Annotated in this window: 17 protein-coding genes and 1 pseudogene; 12 read left to right on the top strand and 6 right to left on the bottom strand. The window is 61.5% G+C overall.

Translation table 11 applies throughout. From position 1 onward, the window contains the following. Positions 1-10 precede the first annotated feature (10 nt). From QY76_RS04065 to QY76_RS04045, 4 genes are all read left to right on the top strand, one after another. Entirely contained in the window at positions 11-2350 is a 2340-nt protein-coding gene (locus QY76_RS04065) for a Tex family protein (RefSeq protein ID WP_034163885.1), read from the top strand. 602 nt (positions 2351-2952) lie between these two features. Beyond that, positions 2953-3240, top strand: a complete 288-nt coding sequence (gene feoA / locus QY76_RS04055; RefSeq protein WP_034163888.1) for a ferrous iron transporter A — start codon at positions 2953-2955, stop codon at positions 3238-3240. Between the two features lie 99 nt (positions 3241-3339). Beyond that, the gene (feoB, locus tag QY76_RS04050; protein ID WP_034163890.1) at positions 3340-5655 is read left to right on the top strand and encodes a Fe(2+) transporter permease subunit FeoB; all 2316 of its coding nucleotides are present in this window, start codon (positions 3340-3342) and stop codon (positions 5653-5655) included. A gap of 21 nt (positions 5656-5676) precedes the next feature. Further along, positions 5677-5925 (top strand): FeoC-like transcriptional regulator, encoded by a 249-nt coding sequence (locus QY76_RS04045; protein ID WP_015462440.1) that lies wholly within the window; start codon positions 5677-5679, stop codon positions 5923-5925. A 72-nt stretch (positions 5926-5997) separates the two neighbouring features. On the opposite strand, the gene bioH is transcribed toward QY76_RS04045, so the two are convergent. Then, entirely contained in the window at positions 5998-6774 is a 777-nt protein-coding gene (bioH, locus tag QY76_RS04040) for a pimeloyl-ACP methyl ester esterase BioH (RefSeq protein WP_034163891.1), read from the bottom strand. Between the two features lie 44 nt (positions 6775-6818). Between bioH and QY76_RS04035 the strand changes: the two genes are divergently transcribed. Both QY76_RS04035 and nfuA read left to right on the top strand, forming a co-directional pair. Beyond that, positions 6819-7499, top strand: a complete 681-nt coding sequence (locus QY76_RS04035; RefSeq protein ID WP_045426107.1) for a phosphoribosyltransferase family protein — start codon at positions 6819-6821, stop codon at positions 7497-7499. Between the two features lie 58 nt (positions 7500-7557). Further along, positions 7558-8133: a Fe-S biogenesis protein NfuA gene (nfuA, locus tag QY76_RS04030; protein WP_005290532.1), complete on the top strand. Its 576-nt coding sequence runs from the start codon at positions 7558-7560 to the stop codon at positions 8131-8133. 77 nt (positions 8134-8210) lie between these two features. Here the strand turns inward: nfuA and ulaR are convergent, their stop codons facing one another. Together ulaR and ulaG are read right to left on the bottom strand one after the other, a co-directional pair. Then, the gene (gene ulaR / locus QY76_RS04025; protein ID WP_034163892.1) at positions 8211-8966 is read right to left on the bottom strand and encodes an HTH-type transcriptional regulator UlaR; all 756 of its coding nucleotides are present in this window, start codon (positions 8964-8966) and stop codon (positions 8211-8213) included. A gap of 100 nt (positions 8967-9066) precedes the next feature. After that, positions 9067-10130 (bottom strand): annotated as a pseudogene (gene ulaG, locus QY76_RS04020) (L-ascorbate 6-phosphate lactonase). A gap of 379 nt (positions 10131-10509) precedes the next feature. On the opposite strand from ulaG, the gene ulaA reads away from it, so the two are divergent. From ulaA to QY76_RS03990, 6 genes are read left to right on the top strand one after another with little or no spacing between them, the layout of a single operon-like run. Next, entirely contained in the window at positions 10510-11907 is a 1398-nt protein-coding gene (gene ulaA, locus QY76_RS04015; protein ID WP_045426104.1) for a PTS ascorbate transporter subunit IIC, read from the top strand. A 17-nt stretch (positions 11908-11924) separates the two neighbouring features. Next, positions 11925-12230 (top strand): PTS ascorbate transporter subunit IIB, encoded by a 306-nt coding sequence (gene ulaB, locus QY76_RS04010; protein ID WP_045426101.1) that lies wholly within the window; start codon positions 11925-11927, stop codon positions 12228-12230. A 9-nt stretch (positions 12231-12239) separates the two neighbouring features. Then, positions 12240-12725 (top strand): PTS ascorbate transporter subunit IIA, encoded by a 486-nt coding sequence (ulaC, locus tag QY76_RS04005; RefSeq protein WP_034163899.1) that lies wholly within the window; start codon positions 12240-12242, stop codon positions 12723-12725. Continuing rightward, on the top strand, positions 12722-13378 hold the full coding sequence (locus QY76_RS04000) for a 3-keto-L-gulonate-6-phosphate decarboxylase UlaD (RefSeq protein ID WP_034163900.1): 657 nt from the start codon (positions 12722-12724) through the stop codon (positions 13376-13378). The genes ulaC and QY76_RS04000 overlap by 4 nt, the downstream gene beginning before the upstream one ends. Before the next feature lie 10 nt (positions 13379-13388). Then, the gene (locus QY76_RS03995; RefSeq protein WP_034163901.1) at positions 13389-14261 is read left to right on the top strand and encodes an L-ribulose-5-phosphate 3-epimerase; all 873 of its coding nucleotides are present in this window, start codon (positions 13389-13391) and stop codon (positions 14259-14261) included. After that, positions 14249-14938 carry an L-ribulose-5-phosphate 4-epimerase gene (locus QY76_RS03990; protein WP_034163903.1) on the top strand — a complete coding sequence of 230 codons (690 nt, stop codon included), beginning with the start codon at positions 14249-14251 and terminating at the stop codon, positions 14936-14938. The genes QY76_RS03995 and QY76_RS03990 overlap by 13 nt, the downstream gene beginning before the upstream one ends. An 18-nt stretch (positions 14939-14956) precedes the next feature. Here QY76_RS03990 and QY76_RS03985 read toward each other — a convergent pair whose 3' ends face one another. From QY76_RS03985 to QY76_RS03975, 3 genes are all read right to left on the bottom strand, one after another. After that, positions 14957-17029 carry a YccS/YhfK family putative transporter gene (locus QY76_RS03985; RefSeq protein WP_045426098.1) on the bottom strand — a complete coding sequence of 691 codons (2073 nt, stop codon included), beginning with the start codon at positions 17027-17029 and terminating at the stop codon, positions 14957-14959. Between the two features lie 60 nt (positions 17030-17089). Next, positions 17090-17722, bottom strand: a complete 633-nt coding sequence (crp, locus tag QY76_RS03980) for a cAMP-activated global transcriptional regulator CRP (protein WP_000242755.1) — start codon at positions 17720-17722, stop codon at positions 17090-17092. Positions 17723-18071: 349 nt separating this feature from the next. Beyond that, a complete protein-coding gene (locus QY76_RS03975; protein ID WP_045426093.1) occupies positions 18072-18296 on the bottom strand; it encodes a YheU family protein in 225 nt (74 codons plus the stop codon).

Here is an 18296-nt window from a genome sequence, read left to right as displayed (position 1 = left end):
ATCTAACGCTATGAATGACGCATTAAGCCGTATTATCGCAACAGAACTGCAGGCGCGTACTGAGCAGGTTGACGCCGCCATCCGCCTGCTGGACGAAGGCAATACCGTGCCGTTTATCGCACGCTACCGCAAAGAAGTTACCGGCGGGCTGGACGATACACAGCTGCGTCAGCTGGAGAGCCGCCTGATTTACCTGCGGGAGCTGGAGGAGCGCCGCGCCACCATCCTTAAGTCGATCGCAGAACAGGGTAAGCTGGATGCGCCGCTGGAAAGCGCCATCCGCACCACCCAAAGCAAAACCGAACTGGAAGATCTCTATCTCCCCTATAAGCCGAAGCGGCGTACCCGGGGACAAATCGCCATTGAGGCCGGGCTGGCGCCGCTGGCCGATACGCTGTGGCAGCAGCCGCAGCACGATCCGCAGACCCTAGCGCTACGGTATGTCGATGCCGAAAAAGGGGTGGCCGACGCCAAGGCGGCGCTGGACGGCGCCCGCTATATCCTGATGGAGCGCTTTGCCGAAGACGCCGCGCTGCTGGGCAAAGTGCGCGACTACCTGTGGAAAAATGCCCATCTGGTCTCACGGGTCAATGAAGACAAAGAGGACGAAGGCGCCAAGTTTCGCGACTACTTCGACCACCATGAGCCTCTCGCCGCCGTGCCCTCCCACCGGGCGCTGGCGATGTTCCGCGGACGTAACGAGGGCATTTTACAGCTCTCCCTCAACCCCGACCCGCAGTGCGACGAGCCGCCGAAAGAGAGCTATGGCGAACAGATTGTCTGCGATCATCTCGGGCTACGATTGACGCAGGCGCCGGCGGATGCCTGGCGCAAGGCCGTGGTCAGCTGGACCTGGCGCATCAAGGTGCTGCTGCACCTGGAAACCGAGCTGATGGGCACCCTGCGCGAGCGGGCAGAAGATGAGGCCATCAACGTGTTCGCCCGTAACCTGCACGATCTGCTGATGGCGGCGCCGGCCGGGCTGCGCGCGACCATGGGCCTGGATCCTGGCCTGCGTACCGGGGTCAAGGTGGCCGTCGTCGACGCCACCGGTAAGCTGGTTGCCACCGACACAATTTATCCGCATACCGGTCAGGCGGCCAAGGCAGCCGTCAGCGTGGCTAACCTGTGCCAAAAGCACGGCGTCGAACTGGTGGCCATCGGTAACGGCACGGCGTCGCGCGAGACGGATCGCTTCTATGCCGACGTACAGCGTCAGTTCCCGCAGGTGACGGCCCAGAAGGTGATCGTCAGCGAAGCGGGCGCCTCGGTCTACTCCGCCTCCGAACTGGCGGCGCAGGAGTTTCCCGAGCTGGATGTTTCCCTGCGCGGCGCCGTCTCTATCGCCCGTCGCCTGCAGGATCCGCTGGCGGAGCTGGTGAAGATCGATCCCAAATCCATCGGCGTGGGTCAGTACCAGCACGACGTCAGCCAAAGCCTGCTTGCTCGCAAGCTGGATGCCGTAGTAGAGGACTGCGTCAATGCCGTGGGCGTCGACCTGAATACCGCCTCGGTCGCGCTGCTGACCCGGGTGGCGGGCTTGAGCCGCCTGATGGCCCAGAACATCGTCAGCTGGCGCGACGCCAACGGCCGCTTTTCCAATCGCGAACAGCTGCTTAAGGTCAGCCGGCTTGGGCCCAAAGCCTTCGAACAGTGCGCGGGCTTCCTGCGGATCACCCACGGAGATAACCCGCTGGATGCCTCTACGGTGCACCCAGAGGCCTACCCGGTGGTTGAGCGGATCCTGGCGAAAACCGAGCAGAGCCTGGCGATGCTGATGGGGAACCCCGATGCGCTGCGCGGCCTGAGCCCGAAAGCCTTCACCGATGAGCGTTTCGGGGTACCGACCGTCAGCGATATTCTGCGTGAGCTGGAAAAGCCGGGGCGCGACCCGCGTCCGGAATTTAAAACCGCCACGTTTGCCGAAGGGGTAGAGACCCTGGCCGATCTCAGCATCGGCATGATCCTAGAGGGAACGGTCACCAACGTCACCAACTTTGGCGCCTTTGTCGATATCGGCGTACATCAGGACGGCCTGGTGCATATCTCCTCTCTCGCCCATAAGTTTGTTGACGATCCGCACAAGGTGGTTAAAGCCGGCGACATCGTTAAGGTGAAAGTCCTCGAGGTCGATCAGGCCCGCCGACGCATCGCCCTGACGATGCGTCTGGATGAGCAGCCCGGCGAAGGCGGCGGCCGTCGCTCGTCGGCCGATCGCAGCGGTGAACGCGCCCGGCCGGGGCAGCGTCCGGTGCGCACGGGCCACGGCCGCGCCGAGCGCCCGGGAAGCAGCGGCAACAGCGCCATGGGGGATGCCCTGGCGGCAGCGCTGGGCAAAAACAAGCGCTGACAGCGACGTCATGCCCCCGCCGTGGGGCGTGACGCTCATCACATAATGCAAATCTAAATGAGACTTCATCGCAATTTCATAATCTTGCCCTCCGCTCGCCGCGCGGAAATGTAATGAAAGTGTTACGCAAAGTTACCCAGCGCCGCGCGCCCCCGCCTCGGCGCTGACCGTCATCCCGCGCAGCGCGCCTTTTCATCCACTGGATGAATATCCTATATCAACATAATATTATTGAATAAATTGTCGAAATGACGCTCTTTCTCCGCCGCTCACGACGGCGGGTAGCATACGATGGCACTGGCGCCCCCAATCCCATACAAAAAATAGGCACATTCCATTAACCATTTTAACGAATGATTCTCATTTGCGGACTGTTTAAAATAGTGCTAAAACACAGCCATAGTAAGGACGGTAGCCGCCTTAGCGTACGGCGCCGTTGACGTAAGCCGTGTGACGCTCGGCTTGAAACACAGATGAAAACAATTATCAGTTTTATTATACTGCGTGTTCACCCAGGCGCCCTCTCCAGCCAACACCATGCCGCCGGCGTCCCCGAGTGAAGGCTCAGCGCAATGACTGTCGTAATCAGTAAGAAGGTTTATATGCATCGGCTTCTTCCGGGTCATCAATACAAAATATTGGGCTTTTCACCGAATATCAGTCCGGCCTACCGTCAAAAGCTGCTCTCGCTGGGATTCCTGCCCGGCTCGCCGTTTACGGTGGTGCGTATCGCGCCGCTGGGCGACCCCATTGAGGTCAAGGCGCGCCGGGTCAGCCTGGTGCTGCGTAAGAAAGATCTCGCACTGCTGAATATTGAACCGATGGGTGAACCGCAGCCTGCGCCGCAGAGCGCGGCCGTCGCCACCATCGGCGCGCAGCAGCGCGCCTGAACGCACCACATAGCCACCTTCATCGGCATATGCTCAAGGGATAGCGCGGGCGAGCCACGCCCGTGCCAGTGTCTGTCTTCGCCAAAAAAACAGTAAATTATGAAACAATTGACCATCGGGTTAATCGGTAACCCCAACTCAGGGAAAACCACGCTGTTCAACCAGCTGACCGGCGCGCGCCAGCGCGTAGGCAACTGGGCCGGCGTCACCGTCGAACGTAAAGAGGGGCAGTTCGCGACGCCCCAGCATCAGGTCAAGCTGGTCGATCTGCCCGGTACCTATTCGCTGACCACCATCTCCGAACAGACCTCGCTGGATGAGCAGATCGCCTGTCATTACATCCTCAGCGGCGACGCAGACCTGATCGTCAACGTGGTGGATGCAGCAAACCTGGAACGTAACCTTTACCTGACGCTCCAGCTGCTGGAGCTGGGTATCCCCTGCATCGTCGCGCTCAACATGCTGGACATCGCCCGCAGCCAGCAGATTGAGATCGACATCGACGCCCTATCCAAGCGCCTGGGCTGCCCGGTGATCCCGATGGTCTCTACCCGCAGCGAGGGGATCTGCGCCCTGAAGCGAGCCATCGACATGCCGCCGGTCTGTGCGGTGGAGGCGCTGGTTGACTATCCCCCGCTACTGCTGAGCCAGGTCGATCGCCTGTCGCAGGTGATGCCCGACTCCCTGACCATGCAGCAGCGCCGCTGGATTTCCCTGCAGCTGCTGGAGGGCGATATCTACAGCTCCTCGCGGGCCAGCAACGCGCTGGCGCTGCTGCCGGAGGTGCGCGACACCCTGCAGCGTACCCTGAACGAAGATCCGGCGCTGATCATCGCCAACGCCCGCTACCAAAGCATCACCGATATCTGCGATGCCGTCAGTAACAGCCAGCAGGCGCAGCCCAACCACCTGACGGAAAAGCTCGACCGGGTGATCCTAAACCGCTGGCTGGGGATCCCCATCTTCTTGCTGGTGATGTACCTGATGTTCCTGCTGGCCATCAACATCGGCGGGGCACTGCAGCCCCTGTTTGACATTGGCTCCGCCACCCTGTTTATTCAGGGGATCCAGTGGCTGGGGGCAACCCTGAACTTCCCCGACTGGCTGACCATTTTCCTAGCCCAAGGGGTCGGCGGCGGGATCAATACCGTACTACCGCTGGTGCCGCAGATCGGCATGATGTACCTGTTCCTCTCCTTTCTGGAGGACTCCGGCTACATGGCCCGCGCGGCGTTTGTCGTCGACAAGATGATGCAGGCGCTGGGGCTGCCCGGGAAATCCTTTGTCCCGCTGATCGTCGGATTCGGCTGTAATGTTCCCTCCGTGATGGGGGCGCGAACCCTGGATGCACCGCGTGAACGGCTGATCACCGTACTGATGGCACCCTTTATGTCCTGCGGCGCACGGCTGGCCATCTTTGCCGTCTTCTCCGCCGCCTTCTTTGGCCAGAACGGCGCATTCGTCGTGTTCTCGCTGTACCTGCTGGGTATCGTGATGGCCATCCTGACCGGGCTGATGCTGAAGCATACCCTGATGCGCGGGGAGTCCTCGCCGTTCGTCATGGAGATGCCGGTCTACCACGTACCCCATCTCAAAAGTCTGCTGCTGCAGACCTGGCAGCGCCTGAAGGGCTTTGTGATCCGCGCCGGCCGCGTGATCATCATCGTCAGTATCTTTATCGGCGCGCTGAACAGCTTCTCCTTCAGCGGTAAGCCGGTCAGCGACCTCAACGATTCCGCGCTGGCCACGACCAGTAAAGTGTTGACGCCGCTGCTGCAGCCGATTGGCGTCAAAGAGGACAACTGGCAGGCCACCGTCGGTCTGGTGACCGGCGCCATGGCCAAAGAGGTAGTCGTCGGCACCCTGAACACCCTGTATACCGCCGAACATATCAATGAAGAAACGTTCGATCCGCAGAGCTATAGCCTGGCCGGCGGCCTGAAAGAGGCGCTGGATGAGACGTGGCAGGGGCTGAAGGATACCTTCAGTATCAGCGTCCTCTCCAACCCCATCGAAGCCAGCAAGGGCGACGGTGAAATGGGCAGCGGTTCCATGGGGGTAATGAGCAGCAAATTTGGCAGCGCCAGCGCCGCCTATGCCTACCTGATCTTCGTGCTGCTGTACGTCCCCTGCGTATCGGTCATGGGCGCCATCGCCCGTGAAAGCAGCCGCGGCTGGATGCTGTTCTCCATCGGCTGGGGGCTGAACGTAGCCTATTCACTGGCGACCCTGTACTACCAGGTGGTCAACTTCAGCGCCCATCCGGACTACAGCCTGATCGCCATCAGCATCGTCATACTATTTAACCTGGCGCTGCTGATCGTACTGCGCCGCTCTCGCGAACGGGTTACCGTGCGCCTGAGTAACGCCGCCAGCGCCAGCTGCTGCTGCAATAATAGCGGCAGCTGCCACTGATCCCCCTAACGGAGCGCCATGATGACTACCTTACTGCAAGTCCGGGATACCGTCGCACTGCATGGGCGCATTGAGCTACAGCGCCTGTGCCGTGAGGTCGGCGGTACGCCGGCCCTGGTACGCGCCATGCTGGAGCGCCTGGAGCACATGGGATGTGTGGAAAAGGTCGATGATATGGATAGCGGATGCCTGAGCGGCAGCTGTAAAGGCTGCCCCGAAGCGCAGAAAAAATGTGAAACCGTCGTCTATCGGATACGCACGCTGCACTAAACGCGCGCCGTAGCCATTGACGCCCCTCGACAGGCAGCCGCAGATACGGCTGCTTTTTTTTGTCTCATCCCATCATGCCGACGCCCCGCCGGCAAAATCACACAGCGCGGCGCAAAACGGCGCGGGATGAGAGATAAAGGGGGCATGGGCGGCACCGGGAATAATCAGCGAGCGACCGCGCGGGCTGAGCGCATCCACCAGCGGCACCACCCGGCGCGGAACCAGGCCGTCCAGCGCGCCATAGAGGCGCAGCCACGGCGGCGCCAGCGTCGCCAGCTGCGGGCGCAGATCGGTTTCGCGCAGCAGGGACAGCCCCCCGTTCAAGACTGCCGCCGACGGCATCGGCTGCGCCAGCACCACCGACTTCAGCGCGCGGGCATCCTGCCGGGCGCTGTCTGTCCCCAGCGTCTGCAGCGCCAGAAAACGCTCCACCGTACGCTGAAAATCATCACGCAGCTGTGATTGAAAATGATGCAGCACATCGCCACGGATCCCCGGCCACGCCGTCTGCGCCGTAAAACAGGGCGAAGAGGCGACGGTGATTAAACCGCTGACCCGCTGCGGGTGATGCAGGGCCGCCTGAGTCGCGACGAGCCCCCCCAGCGACCAGCCCAGCCATAGCGCCCGCTCCGGCGCCTGCGCCAGCACCCGCTGCGTCATCTCCGCCAGCGAATACGGCGTATCGCCGCCGCTGCGCCCATAGCCGGGCAGATCGACCAGGTGCAGGCGAAACTGCGCAGAGAGCTGGGGGACAATGCAACGCCACACTTCGGCATTCAGTCCCCAGCCGTGCAGCAGCACAAGATCGCGCTTACCCGCGCCGCAGGTATGCCAAAACAGCGCACTCATCGGTTATGGTCTCCTTTCACCTTGGACCTTTCAGGACGGTGCCTATGGTATCACTTCACGGACGCTGCGCGATCTGCCGCCTTCCCCTACGGGCGCCGGTCGGTATCTGTAGCGCCTGCCGTCGGGCGCTGCCCGCGCCGCCGCCCTGCTGTCCCCGCTGTGGGCTGCCCAGTGCAGATATCCATCACCCCTGCGGCCGCTGCCTGCTGCGGCCGCCGCCCTGGCAGAGGCTGACGTTTGTCAGCGGCTATCTACCACCGCTGGCGCCGTTGGTACAGCGCTTGAAATACCGCGCGGAATGGCCGCTGGCCGTGCCGTTGGCCCGGCTGATGCTGCTGCGCTACCTGCAGGATCGCCGCAGCGCGCCGCGGGCGCGCCCCGAGATCATCCTGCCGGTGCCGCTGCACCGCCTACGCCACTGGCAGCGCGGCTACAACCAGGCCGCCGAACTGGCCCGCTGGCTAGCGCGCTGGCTGCAGGCCGAGTTCCGCCCGCAGTGGCTCTGGCGCACTCGGCGAACCCCGCCCCAGCAGGGGCTCAGCGCGGCGCAGCGGCGGCGCAACCTGCGCGGTGCCTTCGCCGCGCACCGGGCGCTGGCCGGGCGGCGGGTGCTGCTGGTCGACGATGTGATCACCACCGGCAGTACCCTGAGCGAAATCTCCCGCCTGCTGATAGCACAGGGTGTGATGTCGGTAGAGACGATCTGCCTATGCCGCACCTTGTGAGCATTTTACGATCGGCGTATTATAACCGACCGGAGAAGTCAACTATTGAGCAGATGCCATGATCCGTATTACCGAAGCAGCGCAAGAGCACTTTGCCAAATTGCTGGCAAACCAGGAGCCGGGTACCCAGATCCGCGTTTTTGTCATTAACCCCGGTACGCCCAATGCGGAGTGCGGCGTATCCTACTGCCCGCCGGACGCCGTAGAAGCCAATGACCGTAAGCTGGACTTTGAGCAACTGAGCGCCTATGTCGACGAAATCAGCGCCCCGTTCCTTGAAGATGCCGAGATCGACTTTGTTACCGATCAGCTCGGCTCGCAGCTGACCCTAAAAGCCCCCAACGCCAAGATGCGTAAAGTCGCCGACGATGCGCCGCTGATCGAGCGCGTGGAGTATATTCTGCAATCGCAGATTAACCCCCAGCTGGCGGGCCACGGCGGTCGCGTCTCGCTGATGGAGATCACCGATGAAGGCTACGCCATTCTGCAGTTCGGCGGCGGCTGCAACGGTTGCTCCATGGTGGACTACACTCTGAAAGAGGGGATCGAGAAAGAGCTGCTGCAGCGCTTCCCAGAGCTGAAGGGCGTACGCGATCTGACCGAGCATCAGCGCGGCGACCACTCTTACTACTGATACCGTCAGGCGGGCCGGCACGACGGCCCCCATCGCGTGATCTGCCGCGCGGCGCGCGGCTTTCTGGCCTTTCCCGTTTACACTAACTCAACCCGCACGCCGCACTCGCGCAGGCGCGCGACCACCTCCGCCGGGGCATCATGACCGGTGATCAGGATGTCGATCTGCCCGGCGCGCGCAAACAGCATGCCGGCCCGCTGTCCCACCTTGCTGCTGTCCACCAGCGCCACTAGCTTACCGGCGTACCTCAGCATCTTCTGCTCTGCCATCGCCGTCAGCATATCGGTCTTGTACAGCCCCTCCGGGGTCAACCCCTTACCGCTGGTAAACATCCAGTGTCCAGCATACAGCGAGGCATCGCCGTCCGCCGGTGCCAGCGTGATCGCCTGGGTGCGATTATACTGTCCCCCCATGATCACCACGCTATCATGCTCTTGATCTATCAAGTAGTTAGCCAACGGCAAATAGTTGGTAATCACCTGCACATCGCGTCCGCAAAGCTCCCGCCCCAGCAAAAACGCCGTCGAGCCGCAGTTGATCACCACGCTTTCACCCGGCTGTACCAGCCGCGAGGCCGCGCGGGCAATGCGCACCTTTTCATCGTGATTCTGCGCCCGGTGGATATTCATCGGCGTCCAGGCCATACGATTGGGGCTCACGGCCTCCGCGCCGTTGCGCACCTTTTTCAGCTTACCGGCGTCATTCAGCTTATTGATATCGCGCCGCGCCGTCGCCGGCGATATCTGCAGGCTCGCGATCAGCTGCTCAACGCTGACAAAGCCATCCTGCTGCAGCATCTCCAGCAGGGTCTGATGTCGTTGTGATTCCGTCATGAAAATCCAGGCTCAGTTATGATTACAACATGAGTATATTTGAAAGCCGCGGGGAAACAAATCGGGCGGTATCCCTGCCGCAGATACCGCCGCCGCCCGGCTACAAAAAGGCCTTAAAGGGCAGGTCTGGCTCCTGGGTGAAGCAGTCGTCAAAGCCGCGCGGGTAGTGATACTCCAGCCGCCCCTGATCCTGTGGCCAGGTAAACTTACCACCCACCTGCCAGATAAAGGGGGTGAAGCCGTAGCCCAAACGATCTTTCTTCATCTGCCACAGCACCCGGATCTCCTGCGGATCGGCCTGGAAGTTAGACCAGATATCGTGATGAAACGGGATCACCACTTTGGCCTTCAGCGCCTCGGCCATCCGCAGGACATCGGCGCTGGTCATCTTATCGGTGATCCCGCGCGGGTTCTCGCCATAGGAGCCGAGCGCCACGTCGATGCGATGATCGTTGCCGTGCTTGGCATAATAGTTAGAGTAGTGGGAGTCGCCGCTGTGATACAGCGAACCGGCAGGCGTCTTAAACAGGTAGTTAACCGCTCGCAGATCCATACCGTCGGGCAGCGTACCCTGCGCCCGCTCCGACGGCGGCAGCGTGATCAGAGCGGTGCGGTCGAAGGCGTCCAGCGCCACGATCTCTGTATCTTTGATTCGCACCGTATCGCCGGGGACCACCACCCGGCAGCGCTCGCGCGGCACCCCCCAAGAGACCCACAGATCGACGCAGCGCTGCGGACCGATGAAGGGGACGTCCGGCGCCGCATTGCGCAGCACAGCGGCCGCCACATTGATATCGATATGATCATTATGGTCGTGGGTCGCCAGCAGCGCATCGATCTCGCGGATGGCAAAGGGATCGAGCACAAAGGGCGAGGTGCGCAGATTGGGCTGCAGCTTCTGCACCCCAGCCATCCGCTGCATCTGGTGCCCCGCCGCCATCCACGGATTGGCGTGGCTGCGCTTACCGGTTCCACACCAAAAATCGACGCACAGATTCGCCCCCCCTCCGACTTCAGCCAGATCCCGGTACAGCCCAGCCACCACATCGCAAAGCTGCCGGGATCCACCGTCGTCTGCTCTATCTCCTCGTTCAGCCAAGTTCCCCACTCCGGAAACGTATTCAGGATCCAGGACTCGCGGGTAATGCCATCAAGTTTACTCATCGTCGGCCTCCTATCGGCTCACCAGTGCAGCACATAAAATCAATATTAATCATATTTAGATCAATTTTGATTGCAATAGCATAGTGACGTGAGATCAAGGGATACCCGATACAAGAGGCTATCCCTCCGCACTACGGCGCAACGGCCACTAAAAAATAAATTATTATTTATAATCATGCAGATAAAAATACAGCGACGTGCGATGAAGCCCAAGGAACGCCCACCCGCGAGGCGATCGACAAGTTGAGATCACAATCACAAATGATCATATTTAATCTTTAAGTGATTTTTAACGATTGCTAGAGTGGTCGAATTATACACAGCCCTGAGCGCGATCCCCCGGATCCGCGCTCAGGATCCACGCCGAACGGAGAACGCTATGGATATTCTGTACCGTGCCTTTCTGATTTTTTTCAATCAGGTGATGACCAATGCCCCCCTGCTGCTGGGGATTGTCACCTGCCTCGGCTACCTGCTGCTGCGTAAATCGGCGACGGTGATCATCAAAGGCACGATCAAAACCATCATCGGCTTTATGCTGCTGCAGGCGGGCTCCGGCATCCTGACGTCAACCTTCAAACCGGTGGTGGCCAAGATGTCCGAGGTCTATCACATCAACGGAGCCATTTCAGACACCTACGCCTCGATGATGGCCACCATCGAGCGCATGGGCGACGCCTACAGCTGGGTAGGCTATACCGTGCTGCTGGCGCTGGCGCTGAACATTCTCTACGTCCTGCTGCGCCGCCTCACCGGCATCCGCACCATCATGCTGACCGGCCACATCATGTTTCAGCAGGCCGGGCTTATCGCCGTGGTGTTCTATATCTTCGGCTATCCCATGTGGACCACGATCCTGTGCAGCGCGCTGCTGGTCTCGCTCTACTGGGGCATCACCGCCAACATGATGTATCGCCCCTCTCAGGAGGTCACCGACGGCTGCGGCTTCTCCATTGGCCATCAGCAGCAGTTTGCCTCCTGGCTGGCCTATCGGTTGGCCCCCTATCTGGGGCGCAGGGAGGAGAGCGTGGAAGATCTCAGGCTGCCCGGCTGGCTGAATATCTTCCACGACAATATCGTCTCGACCGCGATCGTGATGACCCTGTTCTTCGGGCTGATCCTCGGCTCTTTCGGGCTGGACACCGTCCAGCTGATGGCGGGGAAAATCCACTGGAGTATCTACATCCTGCAGACCGGTTTCCAGTTCGCCGTCGCGATCTTCATCATCGTTCAGGGCGTGCGCATGTTTGTCGCGGAGCTGTCCGAGGCCTTCACCGGCATCTCCCAGCGCCTGATCCCCGGCGCCGTGCTGGCCATCGACTGCGCGGCCATCTACAGCTTTGCCCCCAACGCCGTCGTTTGGGGATTTATCTGGGGTACCATCGGGCAGCTAATCGCCATCGGCATCCTGATCCTGCTGGGGTCGCCTATCCTGATCATCCCCGGCTTTATCCCCATGTTCTTCTCCAACGCGACGATCGGCGTCTTTGCCAACCACTTCGGCGGCTGGCGGGCAGCCATCAAGATTTGTCTGGTCATGGGCATGATTGAAATCTTCGGCTGCGTCTGGGCCGTCAAACTTACCGGGCTCAGCGCCTGGATGGGGATGGCCGACTGGTCCATCCTGGCTCCGCCGATGATCCAGGGGCTGACGCTGGGGCTGTGGTTTATGGGCGTTCTGCTGCTGATCGCCCTGGCTTACATGCTGGTTGCCGGGCGCAGCCTGCGGGCAGAAGAGGCGGCGCAGACCGATCCGGCGCGCGGCACAACACACTAACTCCATGGAGAAACATCATGACAGTACGCATTCTCGCCGTCTGCGGTAACGGCCAAGGCAGCTCAATGATCATGAAGATGAAGGTGGATCAGTTTCTAACCCAGCAGGGCGTTGACCACAGCATCAACAGCTGCGCGGTCGGCGAGTATAAATCGGAGCTGAGCGGCGCAGATATCATCATTGCCTCCACCCACGTCGCCGGCGAGATCAGCGTCAGCGGCAATAAATACGTGGTCGGGGTGCGCAATATGCTGTCGGCAGAAGAGTTCGGCCCCAGGCTGCTGGAGGTCATCCGCGCCCATTTCCCCCAGGACCTCAGCTAAGGAGCCATGATGAAACTGCGAGACTCTCTGGAGGAAAACCACAGCATCCGCCTACAGGCCGAGGCGGCGGACTGGCCTGCGGCCGTCAGGATCGGCGTGGATCTCCTGGTCAGCGCCGGTGTCGTAGAGCCACGCTACTACCGGGCCATCCTGGATAGCGTCGCGCGCTTTGGCCCCTACTTTGTGCTGGCTCCGGGGCTGGCCATGCCGCACGGGCGCCCGGAAGAGGGTGTGATCAAGACCGGCTTTGCACTGGTCACCCTGCGTACGCCGATCGCGTTCGGCCATGAGGATAACGACCCGGTGGACATTCTGATCACCCTGGCCGCCGTCGACGCCCACACCCATCAGGAGGTCGGTATCCGTCAGATCGTCGACCTGTTCGAGGATGAGGCCAACTTTACGCGCCTGCGCGCCTGCCGCACGCCAGCGCAGGTGCTGGCGCTCATCGATTCGGCAACCACCCCATCGCATCCCCAAGGAGTCGCCTCATGATACCGTCCCTGCCTATGCTGCAAATCGCGCTGGATAACCCGACGCTGGAGGCGGCCTACCTCACTACCCGGCAGATCGCCGAAGCCGTCGATATCATCGAGGTCGGCACGATACTGTGCGTCGGCGAGGGCGTGCGCGCCATACGCGATCTCAAGGCGCTCTATCCCCACAAGATCATCCTGGCCGACGCCAAAATTGCCGATGCCGGCGCCATCCTGGCGCGCATGTGTTTTGAGGCCAACGCCGACTGGATCACCGTGATCTGCTGCGCCGATATCGCTACGACCAAGAACGCGCTGGCGGTCGCGCAGGCGTTCGGCGGCGATCTGCAGATAGAGCTGACCGGCTACTGGACCTGGGAGCAGGCACAGGCCTGGCGCCAGGCGGGTATCGGTCAGGTGGTCTACCACCGCAGCCGCGACGCACAGGCGACGGGGGTGGCCTGGGGGCAGGCGGATATCGACGCCATACGCCGCCTGAGCGACATGGGCTTTCGCGTCACGGTGACCGGTGGCCTCACCCTGGACGATCTGCCGCTGTTTCAGGGGATCCCGGTGCATGTTTTCATCGCTGGGCGCAGCATCCGCGAGGCCGACGATCCGCTGGCCGCCGCCCACCATTTCCAACAGCGTATCGCCCAGCTGTGGGGCTAAGGAGCGCGACATGCTGCATTCCACGGTGCCGCTGGGCATCTATGAAAAGGCGCTGCCCGCCGGCGAAGACTGGCCACGACGCCTGGCGCAGGCCGCGCAGCTCGGGTTCGACTTCGTCGAAATGTCTATCGATGAAAGCGATCGCCGCCTGGCCCGACTGACCTGGTCACGCCAGCAGCGTCTGGAGCTGCTGGCGGCGATGGCGCACAGCGGCGTGCGTATTCCCTCCCTGTGCCTCAGCGCCCACCGCCGGTTTCCGCTGGGCAGCGAGGATCAGGAGGTCAGACGCCAGGCGCTGCGGCTGCTGGCCCACGCGATTACCCTCGCACAGGATCTGGGGATCCGGGTGATTCAGCTGGCGGGATACGACGTCTACTATCAGCAGGGCAATTCCCTGACGCGCCAGCTGCTCCGCGAGGGGCTGAGCCAGGCCGTCATCCTGGCCAGCCGGGCGCAGGTCACGCTGGCCATGGAAACCATGGACACGCCGCTGCTCAACTCCGTCAGCAAAGCGCTCGGCTACTGCCGCTATCTGCGCAGCCCCTGGTTCCAGATCTACCCGGATATCGGCAACCTTTCGGCCTGGGATAATGACGTCGAACTGGAGCTGGCGGCGGGCATCGACCGCATCGTCGCCGTACATGTCAAAGACACCCGGCCGGGCCAGTTTCGGGATGTCCCCTTCGGCAGCGGCGTGGTCGACTTTGAGGCCTGTTTCCGCACGCTGGATCGCCATGGCTACCGCGGCCCCTACCTGATCGAGATATGGAGCGAAAGCGCCCAAGACCCCCTGCAGGCGGTGCGCGAGGCGCGCGACTGGGTTCTGGAACGGATGCGACGTGCCGGACTGGCGGTGACGCGGGAGGCCTCATGGAACGGCTGAAACAGCAGGTCTACCAGGCCAACATGGCCCTGCCGCGCCACGGGCTGGTCACCTTTACCTGGGGCAACGTCAGCGCCATCGATCGCCAACGCGGCTACGTCGTCATCAAACCCAGCGGCGTCGCCTATGAGGCGCTGACCCCCGATGAGATGGTCGTCGTCGATCTTGACGGGCAGATCGTCGCTGGCGCGCTGCGCCCCTCATCCGACACCCCGACCCACCTGGCGCTGTACCGCCGCTACCCGCAGCTGGGCGGTATCGTGCATACCCACTCGACCCATGCGACCTCCTGGGCACAGGCGGGGCGGGCAATCCCAGCGCTCGGCACCACCCACGCCGACTACTTCGATGGCGATATTCCCTGCACCCGCGCGCTGAGCGCCGCCGAGATCGACCACGACTATGAGCATCACACCGGGCTGGTCATCATCGAAACGCTGGCGCAGCGCGATCCGGGCCACATGCCAGGGATCGTCGTTCACCAGCACGGCCCCTTCGCGTGGGGAGAGAGCGCGGCGCAGGCGGTGCATAACGCGGTGGTGCTGGAGGAAGTGGCCAAAATGGCCTGGATTACCCATAGTCTGAACCCACGGCTCGCCCCGCTGGATCGGGCGCTGCGCGATAAGCATTTCCGGCGCAAGCACGGGCCGGAGGCCTACTACGGCCAGCGCGGCTAAATCGCCGGCGCTCCCGGATCAGTCACGCAGTCGACGGCTGAGCCACAGCCCATGATGCGGGCGCTGGCGCCAGGCGATAGATGAAATGGTATGCATGGTGCGCAGGTGCGACAGAATGCGGCGCAGATGCACCTCCATCGGCGTCATCGGCATCCCCTGCGACGGCTCCGGTATCGGCACCGCCTGGCTGTCGTTGCTGCTCGGGCCATCGTGCTCCAGACGCTGCTGACACAGCTGCAGCGCGATCTCGCCGCACTGCAGATAGTCCTGCGCCAGGCGCGACGTCAGCATATAGTGCTCGCGCGCCAGAATGGTCATGGCATTCAAATGCTCGACAATAAACTGGCTGTGGCTGATCCACAGCCGCATGTCCGCCAGGTAGCGCGAATCAAAGCCCGGCTCCTGCATCGCCTGGCTCAGCGAGGAGTAGAGCGTGTTCTGTGCCTGATTGCTGCGCATCCGGGCATAGGCTAGCTCACTGACACCCGGCTCGGCGGAGAGCAACAGGCGCAGCTCATCCTGATAGGCCTCCAGCGCCTGATGGGCATTTTTACGCAGCAGCCCGCTCTGCCACTGCGGCCACAGCCAGATAGTGCTGGCGAAGGCCAGAATACAGCCCAGCAGCGTGTCCACCAGGCGCGGCACCAGAAAGTGCGAGCCGTTCAGCGCCAGCAGCTGCAGGGTGAATACGGCGCTGACAGTAAAGCCAATCACCGCCAGACCGTAATTCTTACGCAGCACCAGGTAGGCGCCCAGCGTCACCAGCAGCATCACCAGCAGCATCACATATTCGCTCAGCGTCAGCTGCAGCAGGCCGGCGGCGATGATCAGACCGGCAAAGGTGCCCATCGCCCGGTGCTGAATACGCACCCGCGTCGCGTTATAGCCATTCTGGATCACCAGCATGGTGGTCAGCATGATCCAATAGGGCTTAGGCAGCGCCAGCAGGATCCCCAGCCTGCTGCCGGCCGCCAACGTCAGCCCCAGACGCAGCGCGTTGCGTAGCGCGCCCGACCTCAGGGAGCAGTAGGCGCGCAGCGCCGGCCAGAACGGCAGCCGCTGCTGGGTCGCCATCAGCTGACGCTGATAGAGCGGACGCTGTCGCTCCAGCAAACGCGCCATCCGGCTAAAGTGGTGCAGACAGAACTGCCCAACTGGATTCTCCGGGTAGCGGCTGGCCAGCTTTTCCAGCGCCGACACCTCGCTGCGCATAGAGAAATGCTGTGGGTAGCGGTGGTACAGAATGTCATCCGCCAGCACCCGCAGACGCCCGGCCACCACCTGCGCATTGCGGCGGATGATCGCCTCCGCCTGGCTCCGCGCCACCAGCGTTTGTACCTCCTCCGGCTGGGAGAGGCTGACGGTAATATGCTCCTGTAAATCCAGCGCCACCTGAAAGTAGCGCACCAACCGCTTATACTCCGGGTTATGGACCAGGGACAGCATGTGCATCTGCTGGTAGATAACGCTGATAAGGTCCATCACCTTTTGCTGGCGGTTCAGCAGCGGCGGCAGCGCCGTCTGCGGGTCACTGTGCTGCGTGAGCAGGCTATACTTGGCCTCGATGTAGTCCGCCAGCTCCAGGTACAGCTGATTCAGAGTTTCGCGGATCGGCTGCCCTTTCCACAGGACAAACCAAAACCAGGTGAAGGCGCCATACCAAATCGTGCCGACCAAATACAGCAGCGGCCCCTGCCAGACGGGCACCATCCCCACCATGCTGAGGGTGAAGATGGCCGCAACCAGCGTTGCCGGCAGTAAACGGGCGTGCAGCGGACTGATCTCGCCGTTGACGCCAAACAGCAGCGCCAAAAGCAGCATGGCTAGCGGCAGCGGCACCGACCACAGCAGGGCCATCTGCAGTAACAGGCTGCCGAGCGCAAACAGGGTGCCGCCCACCGCGAGGCGTTTAAAGAAGCGTTTATGGGGGGTGTCAAGACCGGCGATATTGCAGCAGACTGGGACTAGAGAAAACAGCAGCCCCTGCTGCAGCTGGCCTACCATCAGCCCGAACAGCACCGGCAGACACAAAACCAGCGTCTGGCGCAGTGCATAGTTCACTTCAGGGTGGTAGATAAACCGCCGCCACATGAGCACCATCCTGGGGATGGGTTGAAGATTCCGCGCCGCCCATGCGGCGCGGGCGCAAAATCAACGCGTCCCGTAGACGACGATGGTTTTACCGTGTGCCGAGATCAGGTTCTGATCCTCCAGCATCTTCAGAATACGTCCTACCGTTTCACGGGAGCAGCCCACGATCTGGCCGATCTCCTGACGGGTGATCTTAATCTGCATGCCGTCTGGGTGCGTCATCGCATCCGGCTGCTTGGCCAGATTCAGCAACGTCTGGGCAATACGGCCAGTCACATCCAGGAAGGCCAGGTTACCGACTTTCTCTGACGTGACCTGCAGACGACGCGCCATCTGGGCAGACAGACGCATCAGAATATCCGGGTTAACCTGGATCAGCTGACGGAATTTCTTGTAGGAAATTTCAGCCACCTCACAGGCGGTCTTCGCCCGCACCCAGGCACTGCGCTCCTGCCCTTCCTCAAACAGCCCCAGCTCGCCAATGAAGTCGCCCTGGTTCAGGTAGGAGAGGATCATCTCCTTACCCTCTTCATCCTTAATCAGTACCGCTACAGATCCCTTTACGATGTAATAAAGCGTCTCCGCTTTTTCACCCTGGTGAATCAAGGTACTTTTGGACGGATATTTATGAATATGGCAATGGGACAGGAACCATTCGAGAGTTGGATCTGTTTGCGGTTTGCCGAGAACCATTCGCTATTATCCTCTGTTGTTATCGCATCCCCGGTGCGCCAAACGCACCCCCGCCGGACGGGGCCGGGAAACTGCCTAGTAACCTGCTATAGCACTGCACTTGTCGAATATAGTTTCCATAGCCTAAGGGAGATGATCCCCGGCGATCTTGATCTATACCCGCTTCATTCCATTAAAGGTGCATGTCGGCTTAGTTTGTAACATAGCTTGGCCTTACTGTCTCGCACTGTCTCGCTTCAGCATGGAATAGCTCACTGTTCGCCGCCGTTTTTTCTCCGTTCGCGGCGCTTTTGCCTTTTATTTGCACAGTGCGGCGCCGGGCGCCGCGGGGAAAATACGCCAACGTGCGCTAATCCGCGCCCTTAAACTGGCTGCGCGGCATAATATTGACGCTTTCATGCAGCTCGGACCATACCACGACCGCCTCACCGCACTTCAGCTGGCGCCGCACATCTTCCACCTTCTGCGCCAGGCACCTCTCCTGTTCGCCATAGTCGGTCCCCTCACGCAGGACGAAGGCCTCGATCAGGCTATCCAGCGTCTCTGGGGCTATCAGTTGCCAGGGAATGATCAC

Origin of the sequence: Edwardsiella sp. EA181011 (assembly GCF_000800725.1) — a bacterium.
GTDB lineage: Bacteria > Pseudomonadota > Gammaproteobacteria > Enterobacterales > Enterobacteriaceae > Edwardsiella > Edwardsiella anguillarum.
The sequence above is the reverse complement of the archived record's forward strand: the minus strand, read 5'-3'. Positions and strand labels throughout refer to the sequence as shown.

Coding starts and splice junctions, on each gene's coding strand:
- ulaA (WP_045426104.1), top strand. CDS start 10,510: ATGGATATTCTGTACCGTGCCTTTCTGATTTTTTTCAATCAGGTGATG.
- QY76_RS04045 (WP_015462440.1), top strand. CDS start 5,677: ATGACTACCTTACTGCAAGTCCGGGATACCGTCGCACTGCATGGGCGC.
- bioH (WP_034163891.1), bottom strand. CDS start 6,774: ATGAGTGCGCTGTTTTGGCATACCTGCGGCGCGGGTAAGCGCGATCTT.
- feoB (WP_034163890.1), top strand. CDS start 3,340: ATGAAACAATTGACCATCGGGTTAATCGGTAACCCCAACTCAGGGAAA.
- ulaB (WP_045426101.1), top strand. CDS start 11,925: ATGACAGTACGCATTCTCGCCGTCTGCGGTAACGGCCAAGGCAGCTCA.
- crp (WP_000242755.1), bottom strand. CDS start 17,722: ATGGTTCTCGGCAAACCGCAAACAGATCCAACTCTCGAATGGTTCCTG.
- nfuA (WP_005290532.1), top strand. CDS start 7,558: ATGATCCGTATTACCGAAGCAGCGCAAGAGCACTTTGCCAAATTGCTG.
- QY76_RS04000 (WP_034163900.1), top strand. CDS start 12,722: ATGATACCGTCCCTGCCTATGCTGCAAATCGCGCTGGATAACCCGACG.
- QY76_RS03985 (WP_045426098.1), bottom strand. CDS start 17,029: ATGTGGCGGCGGTTTATCTACCACCCTGAAGTGAACTATGCACTGCGC.
- ulaR (WP_034163892.1), bottom strand. CDS start 8,966: ATGACGGAATCACAACGACATCAGACCCTGCTGGAGATGCTGCAGCAG.
- QY76_RS03990 (WP_034163903.1), top strand. CDS start 14,249: ATGGAACGGCTGAAACAGCAGGTCTACCAGGCCAACATGGCCCTGCCG.
- QY76_RS04065 (WP_034163885.1), top strand. CDS start 11: ATGAATGACGCATTAAGCCGTATTATCGCAACAGAACTGCAGGCGCGT.
- QY76_RS03995 (WP_034163901.1), top strand. CDS start 13,389: ATGCTGCATTCCACGGTGCCGCTGGGCATCTATGAAAAGGCGCTGCCC.
- QY76_RS04035 (WP_045426107.1), top strand. CDS start 6,819: ATGGTATCACTTCACGGACGCTGCGCGATCTGCCGCCTTCCCCTACGG.
- feoA (WP_034163888.1), top strand. CDS start 2,953: ATGCATCGGCTTCTTCCGGGTCATCAATACAAAATATTGGGCTTTTCA.
- ulaC (WP_034163899.1), top strand. CDS start 12,240: ATGAAACTGCGAGACTCTCTGGAGGAAAACCACAGCATCCGCCTACAG.